Annotated in this window: 16 protein-coding genes; 8 read left to right on the forward strand and 8 right to left on the reverse strand. The window is 60.8% G+C overall.

Features of this window, described 5'->3' with window-relative positions; genetic code table 11:
- The first annotated feature begins 112 nt into the window (after positions 1 to 112).
- Positions 113 to 1,339, forward strand: a complete 1,227-nt coding sequence (locus tag OGR47_RS21585) for an anion transporter (protein ID WP_206527421.1) — start codon at positions 113 to 115, stop codon at positions 1,337 to 1,339.
- A 31-nt stretch (positions 1,340 to 1,370) separates the two neighbouring features.
- The gene (locus tag OGR47_RS21590) at positions 1,371 to 1,817 is read left to right on the forward strand and encodes a DMT family transporter (protein ID WP_165050481.1); all 447 of its coding nucleotides are present in this window, start codon (positions 1,371 to 1,373) and stop codon (positions 1,815 to 1,817) included.
- 244 nt (positions 1,818 to 2,061) lie between these two features.
- Here the strand turns inward: OGR47_RS21590 and OGR47_RS21595 are convergent, their stop codons facing one another.
- The 5 genes from OGR47_RS21595 to OGR47_RS21615 form a co-directional block, all read right to left on the reverse strand.
- Positions 2,062 to 2,331 (reverse strand): DUF2312 domain-containing protein, encoded by a 270-nt coding sequence (locus OGR47_RS21595; RefSeq protein ID WP_165050478.1) that lies wholly within the window; start codon positions 2,329 to 2,331, stop codon positions 2,062 to 2,064.
- Positions 2,332 to 2,562: 231 nt separating this feature from the next.
- Complete coding sequence (locus OGR47_RS21600) at positions 2,563 to 3,579, reverse strand: zinc-binding dehydrogenase (protein ID WP_165050476.1); 1,017 nt, start codon at positions 3,577 to 3,579, stop codon at positions 2,563 to 2,565.
- 54 nt (positions 3,580 to 3,633) lie between these two features.
- Complete coding sequence (locus OGR47_RS21605; RefSeq protein ID WP_246729616.1) at positions 3,634 to 4,371, reverse strand: SOS response-associated peptidase; 738 nt, start codon at positions 4,369 to 4,371, stop codon at positions 3,634 to 3,636.
- Positions 4,372 to 4,640: 269 nt separating this feature from the next.
- Positions 4,641 to 5,018 carry a single-stranded DNA-binding protein gene (locus OGR47_RS21610; protein WP_165050474.1) on the reverse strand — a complete coding sequence of 126 codons (378 nt, stop codon included), beginning with the start codon at positions 5,016 to 5,018 and terminating at the stop codon, positions 4,641 to 4,643.
- A 774-nt stretch (positions 5,019 to 5,792) separates the two neighbouring features.
- Complete coding sequence (locus tag OGR47_RS21615) at positions 5,793 to 6,137, reverse strand: single-stranded DNA-binding protein (RefSeq protein WP_165050471.1); 345 nt, start codon at positions 6,135 to 6,137, stop codon at positions 5,793 to 5,795.
- Between the two features lie 494 nt (positions 6,138 to 6,631).
- On the opposite strand from OGR47_RS21615, the gene OGR47_RS21620 reads away from it, so the two are divergent.
- The 3 genes from OGR47_RS21620 (at position 6,632) to OGR47_RS21630 (ending at position 8,939) form a co-directional block, all read left to right on the forward strand.
- Entirely contained in the window at positions 6,632 to 7,774 is a 1,143-nt protein-coding gene (locus OGR47_RS21620; RefSeq protein WP_165050469.1) for an acyltransferase family protein, read from the forward strand.
- Entirely contained in the window at positions 7,771 to 8,037 is a 267-nt protein-coding gene (locus tag OGR47_RS21625; protein ID WP_165050467.1) for a hypothetical protein, read from the forward strand. The genes OGR47_RS21620 and OGR47_RS21625 overlap by 4 nt, the downstream gene beginning before the upstream one ends.
- Positions 8,038 to 8,567: 530 nt before the next feature.
- The gene (locus OGR47_RS21630) at positions 8,568 to 8,939 is read left to right on the forward strand and encodes a hypothetical protein (protein WP_165050465.1); all 372 of its coding nucleotides are present in this window, start codon (positions 8,568 to 8,570) and stop codon (positions 8,937 to 8,939) included.
- Between the two features lie 126 nt (positions 8,940 to 9,065).
- Here the strand turns inward: OGR47_RS21630 and OGR47_RS21635 are convergent, their stop codons facing one another.
- The gene (locus tag OGR47_RS21635) at positions 9,066 to 9,608 is read right to left on the reverse strand and encodes an autoinducer binding domain-containing protein (protein ID WP_253948155.1); all 543 of its coding nucleotides are present in this window, start codon (positions 9,606 to 9,608) and stop codon (positions 9,066 to 9,068) included.
- Positions 9,609 to 9,611: 3 nt separating this feature from the next.
- Positions 9,612 to 9,791 carry a hypothetical protein gene (locus tag OGR47_RS21640; RefSeq protein WP_253948156.1) on the reverse strand — a complete coding sequence of 60 codons (180 nt, stop codon included), beginning with the start codon at positions 9,789 to 9,791 and terminating at the stop codon, positions 9,612 to 9,614.
- A 387-nt stretch (positions 9,792 to 10,178) separates the two neighbouring features.
- On the opposite strand from OGR47_RS21640, the gene OGR47_RS21645 reads away from it, so the two are divergent.
- Positions 10,179 to 10,607, forward strand: coding sequence for a hypothetical protein (locus OGR47_RS21645; RefSeq protein ID WP_165050463.1), 429 nt, complete (start codon positions 10,179 to 10,181; stop codon positions 10,605 to 10,607).
- A gap of 428 nt (positions 10,608 to 11,035) precedes the next feature.
- Here the strand turns inward: OGR47_RS21645 and OGR47_RS21650 are convergent, their stop codons facing one another.
- Positions 11,036 to 11,554 (reverse strand): helix-turn-helix domain-containing protein, encoded by a 519-nt coding sequence (locus tag OGR47_RS21650; protein ID WP_165050461.1) that lies wholly within the window; start codon positions 11,552 to 11,554, stop codon positions 11,036 to 11,038.
- Positions 11,555 to 12,207: 653 nt separating this feature from the next.
- Between OGR47_RS21650 and OGR47_RS21655 the strand changes: the two genes are divergently transcribed.
- The gene (locus OGR47_RS21655; RefSeq protein WP_165050459.1) at positions 12,208 to 12,714 is read left to right on the forward strand and encodes a helix-turn-helix domain-containing protein; all 507 of its coding nucleotides are present in this window, start codon (positions 12,208 to 12,210) and stop codon (positions 12,712 to 12,714) included.
- A 519-nt stretch (positions 12,715 to 13,233) separates the two neighbouring features.
- Positions 13,234 to 13,851: a phospholipase D-like domain-containing protein gene (locus tag OGR47_RS21660; RefSeq protein WP_267270109.1), complete on the forward strand. Its 618-nt coding sequence runs from the start codon at positions 13,234 to 13,236 to the stop codon at positions 13,849 to 13,851.
- Positions 13,852 to 13,856: the final 5 nt, after the last annotated feature.

The following is a 13,856-nucleotide window of genomic DNA, read 5'->3' on the forward strand; positions in this document are numbered from 1 at the left end:
CGTCGCGATGGGCGCGGTCGCGTTGGCAGGGGCGCTGATCCTTATCGGCATATTCATCGCGCCAGTCGCCAATGTCATGCGGAGCGTCGACCTTCGCGTTCTCCAACGGGAGATGACGCGGGACAACGGTGCGGCGCTCGCCGCCGTCGTCGTCTTCGTCGCGACCTATCTCGTTATCGCGATCGGCAAATTGCCCGGCTACCAACTGGACCGCGCCGGCGCGGCGCTGGTAGGCGCCAGCCTGATGGTGGGGCTGAACGTCGTCTCACTGGAACAAGCCTATCGCGCGATCGATTTCGACGCCATCACCCTTTTGCTCGGCATGATGATCGTCGTCGCCAATCTGCGCCTTTCCGGCTTCTTCCGGCTGGTGAATAATTTTGTCGTGGCGCGGGCCCGCCATCCGCTAATCCTGCTCATGGCGATCGTCGCGATCTCGGGCGTCTTCTCCGCCTTCCTCGTCAACGACACCATTTGCCTCGTCATGACTCCGCTCGTGCTCGAGCTCGTCAAAAGACTGAAACGCGATCCCATTCCCTATCTCTTGGCGATTCCGCTGGCATCCAACATCGGCAGCACAGCCACGATCACCGGCAATCCGCAAAACATGATCATCGCGAGTTTCTCGCATATTTCCTACGGAACATTCGCTTCGACCCTGTGGCCGGTCGCCGCCATCGGCATAATCCTCACGGCGGGTTTGATCGCCCTCGTCTATCCGCGTGAATTTCTAACCAGTGAACGCCTTCCGCAGATCGCGACCAAGCCGCTCCGCTACCACCGATCGCTGGTCATCAAGTCGGTCCTCGTGACGATCGTCATGATGATCCTGTTCTTCGCCGGTCAACCGGTCGCCAAAGTAGCGATCGTCGGTGGCGCTTTTCTGCTGCTCACGCGCAGCGTCAAGGCCGACAAAGTCTACCGTGAGATCGATTGGCCGCTGCTTCTGATGTTCGTTGGTCTCTTCATCGTCGTCACCGGATTGGAGACGGCGGTGCTCACGCCCGAAACCGTCACCGCCGTCAGTCGCCTCGATTTGGCCAGCGTCCCGATTCTTTCGGCCATAACAGCTGGATTATCCAATCTCGTCAGCAACGTGCCTGCGGTTCTCGTGTTGAAGCCGTTCGTCGCCAACTCGCCCGATCCGCAACGGGCTTGGCTCGTCGTCGCCATGGCCTCGACGCTCGCGGGCAATTTCACTTTGGTTGGATCCGTCGCCAATCTCATCGTAGCGCAGCGCGCACGCGTGGAAGGTGTGATCCTCGGCTTCTGGACCTACTTCAAAGTCGGAGCGCCGTTGACGCTGCTGACCATCGCGCTTGGAGTTTGGTGGCTGTAACCCCATCACGGCAAACAACGGGAGCAATCTCATGACCCCAATCTTGATCACCCCCTTCATCATCGTGGCTGGCGCATTACAAGCCTTTGGCGCCGTGATGAGTGCGCAATTGAGAATTTCCCTCACGAATCCCTGGCTCGCGCTGGCTGTGCTTTTCGGGTTGAACTTTTTCTTCTTCGCGGCCCTTTTCGCCGTGGCGCCGCGGCCGTTGCCGTCCATCGAAGGGATTAGCGCCATGCCATGGTGGGCGCCGCTGGCCGGCCTGACGGGCGCCGTCGCGGTCTTCGCCGGCCTCTCCTTCGTTGACAAGATCGGAGCTGGACCGGTCAATGGGTTGATCATCACGGCGAATCTGTTGACCTCGCTTGCGATCGATCACTTCGGCTTGATGAACATGCCGACGCATAGTCTGAATGTCTGGCGTGTCGTTGGGGCCGCGTTCATGGCCGTCGGCATAGCCTTCATCTCTCTTTTCTGACCAATCCGGGGCGCCTCGGCATGAGTGACATCTCTAACGGGGAGAGCGGTGACCTTTCTAATGGGGGTCTACAAGGGCGATTCGCATAATCGAGGTTATGTAACCAAATCAAGGCGTTGCAATCAATAGAGGCTAGGCCGCCCACCAGAAAAGTCAAGTGCCGTTTACGGGGTCGATAGACGTCAACCGCTCGTCGAGTGAGGGGGGCCAAGTTTCTCAACCGCCCCCTCTTTCTCTTTAACCCTCAAGCGGCCTTTGCTCGCTCGGCGTCAGGCGTTTCCATTGCTCTGAGGTACAGGTCGAGCAGGGACTCATGCTCGTCGCGCTCATCCTTATCCTGTTTGCGCAGACGGATGATCTCCTTCAGCACCTTGACATCGAAACCATCACCTTTCGCTTCGGCGAAGATTTCCTTCTTCCCTTCGTTCAGCGCCTTGATCTCTTCCTCGATATGCTCAATGCGCTCGACGAATGAGCGGATGCGGTCGCCCGCGATTCCCACAGTCTCGGTCATGCATGACTCCCTGATTGATGCAAGATGACGCTATGGCTCTCGGGGTAAGAGAGTGGTTAACTCGCTTATGGTCGACTGTTTCATTGCCGTCACGGAAGGTCGGCTTGGAAACCATTGCCGGCGATGGACCGCACTTCGCTCCGTTTCTTTTTAACTCGGGGGCGAGTCCGCAGGCGGCGGTGCCTGGCATTGCAGAAACGGGCGTCTGCCCTGCCGTTTCGGACGTGAGCTTCACGCCTCAAGCACCACTTTCCCCTTGTTGCGCCGCGCCTCGATGTAAGCGTGCGCATCGCCGGCCGCGTCGAGCGGGAAAATGCGGTCGACATGCGGGCGAATCCACCCCTCCGCTACGCCAGCGAGCAGCGTGTCGCCCCAGGCGCGCACCTTGGCGCCTTCTTCCCACAGATGGCCGAGGTTCACCCCAAATACGGCCTTGTTGGCGCTCATCAGCGATAGCGGGTGGAACCACGGCATGCTCGCGGCGACCGAAAGAAGATTAAGAGGCCAGGGAAGGCACGACGCGGCGGCGTCCGAGGCTCCGAACATGCCGAGGCGTCCCGTCGCTCGCAATGCTTTGTAGCTCTTGCGCCAATGGCCCCCGCCCAAAGGATCGAGAATGAGCTCGACGCCGCGCCCCTCCGTCAGGCGCATGACTTCAGGCAACCAGTCGGTCTGCGTATAGTCAATCGCAGCATCGAGCCCGCGCGACTTAAGGAATTCGTGTTTCCCCGCGCTCGCCGTCCCAATCAGCCGCGCGCGGCGGCGCTTTCCGATGTCGATCACGGCGAGTCCGACGCCGCCGCCAGCGTTGTGGATCAGCACGGTCTCGCCTTCCGCCGCCGCCCCCATCACGACCATCAGCTGCCAGGCGGTGAGATAATTTACCGGAATCGCGGCGCTTTCCGCATGAGTCAGGCGCGGAGGCTTCGCAAAGACCTGATCCACGGGCGCGAGGACCGTGTCGGCGTAGCCGCCAAAGCGTGTCAACGCGACTGCTTCCTTGTCGAGCCAGTCTTCCGAGGTTCCGGGGCCGACGGCGTCCACGACGCCCGAAACCTCATAGCCGACGACGGCAGGGAGCTTGGGCGCGTCCGGATAGAGCCCTTTGCGCGCCATGATGTCAGCGAAGTTCACCCCCGCGGCCTTCACGCGAATGCGCACCGCGCCGCTTATCGGGAGCGGGTCAGGCGCCTCGCGCAGCTCAAGGACCTCAGGGCCGCCGGTCCTGGTGATGAAAACCTGGCGCATGAGCCTATCCGAGCGAGACGCGATGCATGGAGGCTACGCTGCTCGCCAGAAACATCAAGCGCCGTTTACCGGGTCAATAAGCGTTTGATCTTCATCTCCGAAGCCTGACTTGTTGACGCGGCTCGACACGACCCATTCCTGCAAGGCGTTTTCGGGCGCGGGGCGCAGGAACGCTGCGGGATTGGCGCCGCGCAACCAGTCGCGCGCCGAGCTCCATTCGAGGATGATCGGCATTCGATCGTGAAACCTGCTCATCCATTTGCTCGCAGCGCCAACGATTATCGTCGCTGACTCGAAGCTCGCGTCGCTCTCCGGGTCCCGCCAGCGCTCCCATAGCCCCGCGAGCGCGAGCGGCTCTCCGGTCGGCGCCGAGAAATAGTGCGGCGTCTTGGCGCCCGCTTTGCCGGTCCACTCGTAAAAGCCGGAAGCCGGGATGATGCAACGGCGAGCCTTGAACGCCGCCCGGAACATCGGCTTTTCGGCGACGGTCTCGGCCCGCGCGTTGAACGTCGACGGAAGCTCACCAAGCAACTTTTTCCACCAAGAGGGGACGAGACCCCACCGCATCGGTATAAGTTCATTACCGGCCTCCCCTGCCCGAACGACCTCGATCGGCGTCGTGGGCGCGATGTTAAATCGAGGCGCGAGGTTGCGCGGCTGCCCAATTAAATCGGCAAGCCGATGGATCTCCGCCCAAGAGAGCTGCTGTGTGAAACGGCCGCACATGAGGTCAAGGTAGAACAGCCGAGCGGCGCGGTCGAGGCGAATCGAGTATTGGGGCGTCCATGTCATCACGCTACTTCGGCCCGCCCATGACCCTGGACGACATGCGCGCGATCGGCGTGAGGGCGATCGCAGCGAGCTGCTACTGCGGTCATAGCGCGCGAGTCGATGTATCGAGCCTTTCCGGGACGATTGAAGTCCCGTCGCTTCGGGCGCGACTGCGTTGTGTGATCTGCGGCGCTCGGCCTGCCGACGTGAGGCCGGATTGGATGCAGTATCGTGCACATGGCATGGGACGGCAGTGAGGGGGCCGCCAAAGGCCCCCTCGAGGAGCCGCCTCAGCGGCTGCGTCCGCCTCGCGACTTCGCGGCTTCCTCCTGCTTCCCCTTCTTGTCCGCTTTGGCGGTCAAGAGCGTGAGTTCGTTGACCGCGAACGTCTGGCCGTAGCGGGTTTCGCCGTCCTTCTCCCATTCGGTCTGGAAGGCGGTGGAGCGGACGTGAACCAGGTCGCCGGGCTTGAGGCTGTCGCTGGCCCATTTGAGCAAGCCGGCTTGGCGCTCGAAGATCATGTGCTCATTCCAGTGGGTGCGCTCGACCCACGCGCCTTCGCCGTTCTTGTAGTTAGCGTTGGAAGCGATTCTGACGATCAGGTTCTTGCCGACGCTTTTGACCGAAGCGACGTGACCGATCTGGTTCATTTCACAAAGATGCGCCATTTTTTCTCTCCATCGTTTGGGGCCGTCCCCGTTGCGATGGCGGTCGTTATTCGGCGGCTGAGAAGCCTGCGGAGCCGCGGAGCGGGCAAGCGAAGCGCCGCGCGCCGACCGTGACGATGAATTTTGTTTCGCGAGGAATTGCCGCGCAGCGGCAAGGGGAAAATTCTTCGGCGCAGGCGCCGAAGCAGGCTTCGCCGCCGATAGACCTGGCCATTATGAGCAACGGGGCGCTCCCCGAGACATGAGAGAGAGAGAGAGAGAGCGGCGCGCGTTTTTCAACGAATGAACCCGAAATCGTGGCATGACGCGTCAAGGCCGAGCGGTCGCATTACCGGTCAATAACGTTTGGCCGCCGCCTCAGTCGCGCGCGCGTCGGGTAGAGAGCGCTACGCAATGAGCACACGGCTCTTGGGCCTTGTAAGGCCGTCGCGCTGGGCACTTGGCAAAGCCCCTGCCCTGCCCGCCCGTTCGTCGCCGTATTTCCGCCTGGACTGATCGGGGAAGGATTCGGCCGAGCGCAGACTCGAGCCAGGATTGCGGATCAGCGAGCCCACGAGCCGGCAAGCAAGAGAAGGAAGCGCCGGAACCGCCGCAAGGGAGCGGAAGCCGGTTTTTGGGCTGCAATGGCTGCTTGGGGGTTGGGATGCGCGGGAACGACCACCAATCGGAACCCAGGGACTTGCGCGCCTTTCGCGATGATTGCTAGCTCCGGCGTGCTGTCTTCGCCCAACGCCTCGTAAATCGGCTGACGGCGAATAGCGCCCGCATCTTGGCTTATGAGTCGTCGGGCTGTTGCGAAGGCGCGAGCCGATCGACGACATTGGCGATGATGTCGGTCGTGTAAACGGTTTGGCCTTCCTTTTGATAGCTGCGCTCGGCGACGCGGCATTCTGCGTAGATCGGATCGCCCTTCCTGATGTTCTCAAGAGCCCATTTGGCGACCTTCTCGTTCAGGATCGTCAGCGCAACCCAGTCGGTGGCTTCCTTCTTCTCGCCGGTTTGCCGGTCGTTCCAGACGCGATTTGTCGCGACGCTGAACTTGGCGACTTTCCCGCCATCGAAGCCTTTGGCGTCGGCGCCGACGTAACCCCGCACGATGAACAGATTGGTGCTGCGCATGTGATTTTCGCTCCCGTATTTTGCCTTTGGAAAGCCAAGGCCCAACCAGTGAGTGGAGGGAACGGGCGGCTTTCCAGGCGACGCATTTTATTATATTTTGCTGACCAAGCATACCGGAAATTGTGGGCGCTCTCGATTGACCGAGGTACAAAAAATGATTGTTCCTCGTTCCACGCGCTGCCAGCCTGGCGAAGCGAGCGAGACGCTCAATGTCCCACCGCGCTCGGCTGCATCGGCGAGGGTAGCGCCGGTGCCGCGCGAACGCCAAAACGAAGTGGGGGATCGCACACCGCGATCGAAGGCGCGGGCATGCCGATACGGCTGCGGGAGCCGGACGCAAAACAAGTTGTGGGCATTCGACGCGCTCTGCTCTGCGAAAGTAGCGAGAGAGAGCGTGCGTCGAAGCCACGCGACAGGGATCGTCACCGAAGGGCGAAGACGCCGGCGGCGGCTTCGGTCGCCACGCGACTAGAGCCCGATCCGAAGGGGTCGCCATGATCCAAAGCAAAACGAAAACGATCGAGAGAATTGGCGCAATCGACGAGCTGCGCGGCCTGGCGCTCATGCTGGTGATGCTGTCGCATGTCGGGTTGGTCTACGGGCTCGAGACGGACCTTGCATACGCCCTCGCCCTGCCCGCCTTTGGCGTCGGCGTCGACTTGTTCTTGGTGATATCGGGCTTCGTGATCTACCAGAACGTCTTTGCAACGAAGGCCTTGGCGGGCGGAAATGCTCTGGCCGGCGCGTGGGCGTTCTGGGTTCGCCGTCTCGTGAGGATCGCGGCGCCGGCCTGGACGATCGTCGCCGTTATAGGCGTGGTTCGCATAGCGCAGGAAGGGGTGGAAGGGTCTTGGGCCGATCTCGCCGCGGGTGCAGGGTGCTTCGCAAATTTTTATTGGGCAGGCTGCGAGGCAAGCCCAGCCCCCTGCCCGCATCATCTCGTCGCCTCGCATTTTTGGAGCTTATCGCTCGAAGGGCAATTCTATGCGTTGGCGCCGGCTCTCGCGGCCCTGCCCCGGCATCTGGCGATACCGGCGGGTGTGACTGTCCTAGCGATGGGCGCGGCTGTTCCACGGCCTGTAGGGTCATACCTTTGGACAATGCGACCAGACGCCCTGTTGATCGGGATGGGCATCGCAGCAGTGTCAGAGCAAGCCGGCATCCTGCGAAAGTTCTGGCCGGCTCTGAGCCTCGGACAAGCGGTCTATTGGGCGTGCGTCGCCTCCATTCTCGAGCGTCTGGCGATCGGGCGCTTTTCGGGTCTGGGCCTCGTTTTCGTGGCGCTATTGTTTGGGTTCGTTGTAGCGGGGCGCCTGAAAGCTGGCGCAGCCGGGTGTTGGCCCGCGAGGGCGTTGCGTAAGGGTGGCGAAATGTCGTTTTCGGCTTACCTCGTTCACTTGCCCGTGTTGTCAGAAATGCACGACGCGCTTGCCGATAAGATGACGCCGATGTTGTCCCTCGTAGCCTCTCTCGCGGCGATCGTTGCAGCCACAATGGTCTGGGAGACGCTGGTTGTGAAACCGTCGGCGGAGTTGGGGCGGCGGCTATCGGAAAAACTGATTCTAAAAAATTGCAAATCGGAGGCGGAAGGGTGTAATTTTGGTCGCCAATTTTTTAGAAAGAGGCGTACGGGATGAGAACGAGGCTACTCTTCGGCGCGGCGGCGCTTGTCCTCGCGTTTTCAGGCGCGACTGCAAAAGCCGACGACGCTTACGCGTGCACGGTGTTGCTATGCACGGTGCCGGGCGCCGGCGACTGGCGAGGCATTCCAGCTTGCGTCGGGCCGGTGACAACCGCGCTGGCGGAAGCGAGCTTGGGGATTCCCTGGCCGGTTTGTCCCGAGGCGGCGATCTCGGCGGCGACGTCGCAGTCACACGCAAACAGCCTCCAATCGAAATAAAAGAAACCTCATCTCCGCGGGCGCTCGCTTTGTCGCCCGAGCTGCAAGCGCTGCTGGCAAGTAGCGCTTGCGGTTTTTGTGTTCGAACGCGTCCGGATGGCGGACCAGCAATTCTCCTCGCCCCTTCCCCGTTTTCTGAAGAGGCCGAACATAAGCGGTTGCGGCCAAAAGACGCGAAGCGCCGGCGGCAGCGCCGCGTCCGCTCCCATATCAAGGGCGCGCCGCCAAGTGGCGCCTCTTCTCGCGGGACATTATCGCGGTGCGCTCACAACAGCCAGTGAACTGGAACGGCGGGAGATGGCCGCACGCCGGAAGGCAGTCCAACGGCTAAAAGTTTGGGTCCCGGAAAAGTCGGCGGCGAGATCGCTACACATCCAGGCAGGCCAAGCGGCCATTTTTCGCTTGAACCAATCCGCAGGACGGAGCCATCGACCTGACGGGCTTGTAGCCTGCGGGGACAGCGTTAAAAAGCCTTTTACAGATTCGGGGTGTAATCGCGCGCTCTTCAGCCCGATCGGAGTAACGAGCGCATGAGCGAGAATGCCGATCTTGACAAGAGAGCCGCCGAAGCCTTGCTCCGTTATCGTGGCGCGCTCGCCAGGGTCGAAGCGCTGGAACAGGACGAGGCGGTAGCGCATCGGGCGCTTGTCGAATGGCGCAGCCTTGTAGAAAACTCAAATCTCGACGGCGGTGGTTCCGCCGCCAGATCGAATCTCGCCGAAGCCGGGCAGAACGCCATTTCCCGGCTGCATGACATCCGAGTCGCGATGAGCGAGGCCACGGCGGAGTTGAAATCGGCCCTTACGACTCTTGTCGCCTTTGATGACGCCTTGGGCTACCTCCCCTTTCCAGAGGCGACCAAATCGAATGTGGAGGGCGCCGGCGACAGCGCGGAAGATTGAAAGTTTGCGGAAGATTCTCGAAGACAGCCCCCTCTCGTTCCCGCTCTCTTTCGCTTTGAGCGGACCGATGGAGTCGATAGCGCCGGCCGTCCCGCGTCGAACCCGCCTCGTTCGCCCTGCTTCGTCCTATGGGATCAGCCCTCGTCTCACCGCCAGCGCCACCGCATGCGTGACGTTCTCCGCCTCGAGTTTGGCGCGCGCATTGTCGAGATGAAAAGCCACGGTGCGCGGTGTGATATCGAGAATTTGGGCGGTCTTCTCGATTGTGCGGCCGAGCGAGATCCAAGTGAGGCATTGCGTTTGACGCTGGCTGAGCGGGGCCGACGGATCCCGCACGACAGGGGCTCTAAAGACGGCCTCAACGTGGGCGTGGAAATAAGTCCCCATGATTCGCAAAAGAACCTTCGCCTCTTCGACGTTTTCGTAAAGGTCTGGACCGTGTTGATCAGCCGCGAACGTGAAGGAGGCGAAGCGATCAAAGCCGGCTGGGATAGGGATGGTGACGCCCTTCTCGATCCCAAACTCAGCGGCTTCTCCGAAGAAGCGCTTCTGAACATCCTCGGCTGCGTTCGACGCCTGCGCTCCGCCCCAATGGAAAAGATCGCGATCGCGCCGTGCTCGAATGACGACCGGATCGATTCGATCGTAGCGCTGCTTGCGATAGCGCATTGATCACTCTTTCGGGTACGTCGAAATCAACCTGTGGCCGTCGCCCGCGAATGCCAGATAAGCGAACGAACGGAAGCCCAATTTTTGAACCGCTCGCTCGGCGACAGTGCGGAAAGCCAAGGTGTCTGAGGCCGTGCGCACGCCGTCGATGAATTCCTGATACGCAATTTCAAGTTGCCGCATTTGGTAAAACCTCTCGCCAAAAGCCCTCCGCTTTTCTCGCCGCTCCCCCCTTCTGCCTCTTGCAGCAGCCTCGGTACCCACGCGCCTTGAGCGCCGCCGCAAATTTGCGAGCGCTGTTTGTGATGCTGATGCGGCGATTTTGTGAACGCGGCTACGAGGCGACCCCTGTGAAATTGCACAGGTTCCTCGGCGGCGGGTCTCTGGTTAGGTGCGCTCCGAGTTGATCCGCGAACCGGAGAGCTCGAATTCTCCCTTGAGAACTGGGGGTCGCCATTTATGAAAGGCCAAGTCTTGAAGTTTCCCACCCGCGTGGCGCGGCGGGGAGACGTGTGGTGCGAACCACTCAAAATATATTTTCCTCAGGTCTACCGTCTCGTCAGGAAGAGAGTGTCTCTTTCCTCAGTGGCGCCAAGCTTCAAGCATAACGAGACCATTGTCGCTTGTGATTTTTCTCTCTTCAATCTCAAGGACGACGTGGCGGGAATTGCGAAGGCGATCCCCGTGCGCCACTTATCGCCCTCGGACGATCGCTCAGTGATCATTCGTCACCATTGGTCAGAGTCACTCGCGAACGCCTATTTGCAGGGCGTCGAAGACATGAACCCAGACCAGCCGCGCGGCGGGATCTATGAGACGGAAGGGGAAATTTTCACGATCGCGAAATGCCGAACCCGCAAGAGCTGGTCCGGCCCGATGATCTTCTATCTTGCCGATCTGTTCGAGGACGATTCCGACATTGGGGTCCAAATTTGGGAAAAGTCGGTTGGGGTCGACGGCGAGCTGCGAGCGACCGACATTTTTTATGAAGACGACTGAGGCGCGAAGGCTGCGGGCTTAGCCACCGCGCGCAAAAACTGACTGCAGGAGCACGAGGCGGCTCAACCGCGCGGCGAAGCAAGACGCGGAAGTACAGCCTGCATGATTCGAAGCGAAAAGTTCACGAAGAACTTCCGCAAGAGGTTCGGGTTCGCGTCGAAAGATGGCTACCGGAGTCGCGGGGGCGATCGAGCGCTGACCTATCGTTTGGAAGCCGCCGCGAGCCATGGCCTCCGCCGGGTGCAGCTTGCCGCATCCGAAAGTCCTGAAGCCTTTCGGGTTGTTCGTCTTATCGAACCCCGAACGACGCCGCACGTGCGGCGATCTCGCCGCCTCCCTTATTGGAAAGCCTAATGCGCGGCGATAGCCGCGCCTCGTTGCTCGAATCTCGCGTCATGCGAAATTCGAGCGTGAGAAGCGATCGCGCTTCAAGCGCGGTCCCGAATTTTCTTCCGGAAGGCCTCCTCGAAGCGGGCTAAGGCCGCCGAGAGCGAACTGTCTGGGTCGATTTCAGGTCGCTGCGGTTCTGCGTTGTTAAAGAATGATTCTTGATTCGAGGTTCCCGACTGATTTTTGGATTTGGAAAGAAAACCCAATACGGCGGCTGCTCCCGGGTCGTTGAACCGATACCCATTGGAGGTGCGAAAGACGCGGACCCTCGCGCCCTCGCCTCCAAAGAGATCGGCGCCAGCCTCGCGAACGCGCTTGAGGCGATTGACCCAGGTGAGGAGACCTGCGGCCTCCAACCGCTTGATGGCGGCGCCGACGTGCGATCGGGAGCATTTCGCCTTGGCGGCGATTGACTCATAGGAAGGAAAGCAAAGACCGGTTTTGCAGTTGTGAAACAGCCACAGGAGGGCTTCGAGGACGTCGCAATCCTTGGCGGTTAAGGCACCGTAGTGCTTGCCGCTTTTGGTTTTGACCTTCAGCGCGCGGGCGCGCGCCATGATCCGAACCTTGGCGTTCCTATCGAGAGCGCGCGGGCGTCCTGCGCCAAACACCTTCTCGCGCCGCGGCCGCAAGTGCGGCGCGGTCAGTGCGTTTGCGACCATGATTTCTCCGTGGGGGCGTGGTTCGTACGCCCCGCCGGAAGCGGTCAGCACTTGAGCAAAGCGAATGCGTTAGCGGAACCGTCAATTCCGCTTGACTTTGGTTTTGTTCTGCGGGAGATTCTGCATTGTCAGACACAGAAGTTTCCCGACAGGCGCATCGCGCATTTGTCGAGTAAAGCCCGCCCACCCGGCGGGTTTTTGCTTTTTGCGGCTTGGTCCTCCGATTTGTCGGTAGAGGCGGTCAGACGGGGATTGCTCACGCGGACGCGTAAACTGAACGGCCTGCCGCGGCGCCCGCTTTTGCGCGCGACGCGGAACAATTTGCCGAGGCGCTGCGAGGATACGTCGATTCTAATTTTTTGGCAAAATATTCTAAAAAATTGGCGCTCGCGGCCCTATCGCCACTTGGAATCGGCGCGCGAATCTCCGATGCTAATGAATGGAGCGGCCGTCATCTAAATTTACGTGATCCCATGACTAAGAGGCGGGTGGCAGGGGGGGCTCGAGGTCGGAAGACGACGGAGCCGACGGGGGAACATCATCGGCTGATGGTCAATTCGATTGAGGATCGGCTCGCCTCTCCGCACCTGGAGCGGCTAGCGAAGAACCTGGTCGCGCATTTGGAGAAGAGCGGAATGAAGAAGCCTGAATTTGCCGAGTCGATCGGCATGTCTGGCTCTCAGTTTCGTTATGTGCGTAGTCGGGCCGCGAATCCCTCAATCGAGATGCTCGCCAAGATTTCCGCCAAGCTGAAAACGCCTCTCTACGAGCTCTTGGAGGACTGCCAGCTCGGACATCGACGCAACTTGTCCGCGAAACAGATGAACAAAAACCTCTCGATGGTCGTGAAGAGAAAGTACGCTGATAGCGGTTTGGATAAGGAGCAATTCGCGAAAGTTATCGGCGTCTCGCTGCCGCAGCTGTACCTGATGTTGAGGGGAGACTCGAATCCGTCGCTGCTCATTGTCATTGAGATAGCAAGGCGACTAGGCATCGGAATGTGGGAGCTTTTGGGCGTCGAGCCGATGCAGGTCGAAGAGCCCGTGGGTCGTTAGGGTGGCGCGAGGCGCTCGACGAACTCGTCCGTCTGCCGGGATTCAGCACCCTGACATTCGGGGCGCGTCCGGTTCCGCACCAGCCGCGCCTGTGAGCGAACTTAAGTGAAATAGTCGCGCTGGCCCGTCAGCATAAGCGCGAATCTCTCTGTCGCGGTGAGGACGGTTGACGCGGAAAAATACAGCGGACCGCCGATCACCATTCGCGCCATTTCGTGCGCGATGCTCTCTCGGCATGGGCCCATCGCCGCCAGCAGCCGCGGACAATCCACGAAGCGGTCCGATCGCGACGACCGGCGAGCCATAGACAAGGTCCGATATGTTCTGTATTCGTTCTGACACGAAGATAAGGGGCCGGGGAAGAACCGGCCCCTAAGAATCCAAGAGGAATTGCGGATGGCATTTCGTCTGTCGCTCGTTCTCGCGCTTCTCGGACTCTTCGTTCTGCTGGCGTGCCCGCGGCCGGCCGGCGCCGAGCCGGTCGAGATTTATTACGCACCTGTCGAGAACCTTGAGCACGTGGACGTGGAGCTGCTTCGCTCGGCGCGCGCAAAGATCGATATGGCGGCCTATTCGCTGACGGACTGGCCGGTCGTCGACGCCTTGGTCGACGCTCACAGGCGCGGTATCGCAGTCCGCATTGTTCTGGATCCCAGCCAGCAGCAGGCCCTCGATCGCATGCGCGAGATCGCGGGCGAAATCCGAATGAAGGCGCCCGGCCCGTACATGCATCTGAAGTCCTATTCGGTGGACGGGCGAATTCTGCGTAGCGGCTCGGCCAACTTGTCGGCATCCGGCCTCAAGCAGCAGGATAACGACGTCATCATCCTGCATGAAGCGTCCGCGGCTCGAGCGTTCGAGGACCGATTCGAGCGGATATGGGCGGTGGCCAAACCGCTGCCCGCTCCCGGCAACCTATTGGCGCGGTCGGGGCGCGCCACCGACGCGAAAGCCGGAGCCGCGGCGCCAAGATGCGCGATCAAGGGCAACGTCAACCGCAACGGCGAGCGCATCTATCATGTGCCGGGCGATCGCACATACGATCGCGTGCAAATGGACAAGGGACGCGACAAGCGATGGTTCTGCTCGGAGGAGCAAGCCGTTGCTGCGGGCTGGAGGAAGGCGGGGACGTGGTAGGCGGC

It is taken from the genome of Methylocystis sp. MJC1 (assembly GCF_026427715.1).
GTDB lineage: Bacteria > Pseudomonadota > Alphaproteobacteria > Rhizobiales > Beijerinckiaceae > Methylocystis.

Bases quoted from the DNA above. Each gene is read 5' to 3' on its own strand.
- OGR47_RS21585 (WP_206527421.1), top strand. From the start codon at position 113: ATGACGCGGGACAACGGTGCGGCGCTCGCCGCCGTCGTCGTCTTCGTC.
- OGR47_RS21590 (WP_165050481.1), top strand. From the start codon at position 1,371: ATGACCCCAATCTTGATCACCCCCTTCATCATCGTGGCTGGCGCATTA.
- OGR47_RS21595 (WP_165050478.1), bottom strand. From the start codon at position 2,331: ATGACCGAGACTGTGGGAATCGCGGGCGACCGCATCCGCTCATTCGTC.
- OGR47_RS21600 (WP_165050476.1), bottom strand. From the start codon at position 3,579: ATGCGCCAGGTTTTCATCACCAGGACCGGCGGCCCTGAGGTCCTTGAG.
- OGR47_RS21605 (WP_246729616.1), bottom strand. From the start codon at position 4,371: ATGACATGGACGCCCCAATACTCGATTCGCCTCGACCGCGCCGCTCGG.
- OGR47_RS21610 (WP_165050474.1), bottom strand. From the start codon at position 5,018: ATGGCGCATCTTTGTGAAATGAACCAGATCGGTCACGTCGCTTCGGTC.
- OGR47_RS21615 (WP_165050471.1), bottom strand. From the start codon at position 6,137: ATGCGCAGCACCAATCTGTTCATCGTGCGGGGTTACGTCGGCGCCGAC.
- OGR47_RS21620 (WP_165050469.1), top strand. From the start codon at position 6,632: ATGATCCAAAGCAAAACGAAAACGATCGAGAGAATTGGCGCAATCGAC.
- OGR47_RS21625 (WP_165050467.1), top strand. From the start codon at position 7,771: ATGAGAACGAGGCTACTCTTCGGCGCGGCGGCGCTTGTCCTCGCGTTT.
- OGR47_RS21630 (WP_165050465.1), top strand. From the start codon at position 8,568: ATGAGCGAGAATGCCGATCTTGACAAGAGAGCCGCCGAAGCCTTGCTC.
- OGR47_RS21635 (WP_253948155.1), bottom strand. From the start codon at position 9,608: ATGCGCTATCGCAAGCAGCGCTACGATCGAATCGATCCGGTCGTCATT.
- OGR47_RS21640 (WP_253948156.1), bottom strand. From the start codon at position 9,791: ATGCGGCAACTTGAAATTGCGTATCAGGAATTCATCGACGGCGTGCGC.
- OGR47_RS21650 (WP_165050461.1), bottom strand. From the start codon at position 11,554: ATGGCGCGCGCCCGCGCGCTGAAGGTCAAAACCAAAAGCGGCAAGCAC.
- OGR47_RS21655 (WP_165050459.1), top strand. From the start codon at position 12,208: ATGGTCAATTCGATTGAGGATCGGCTCGCCTCTCCGCACCTGGAGCGG.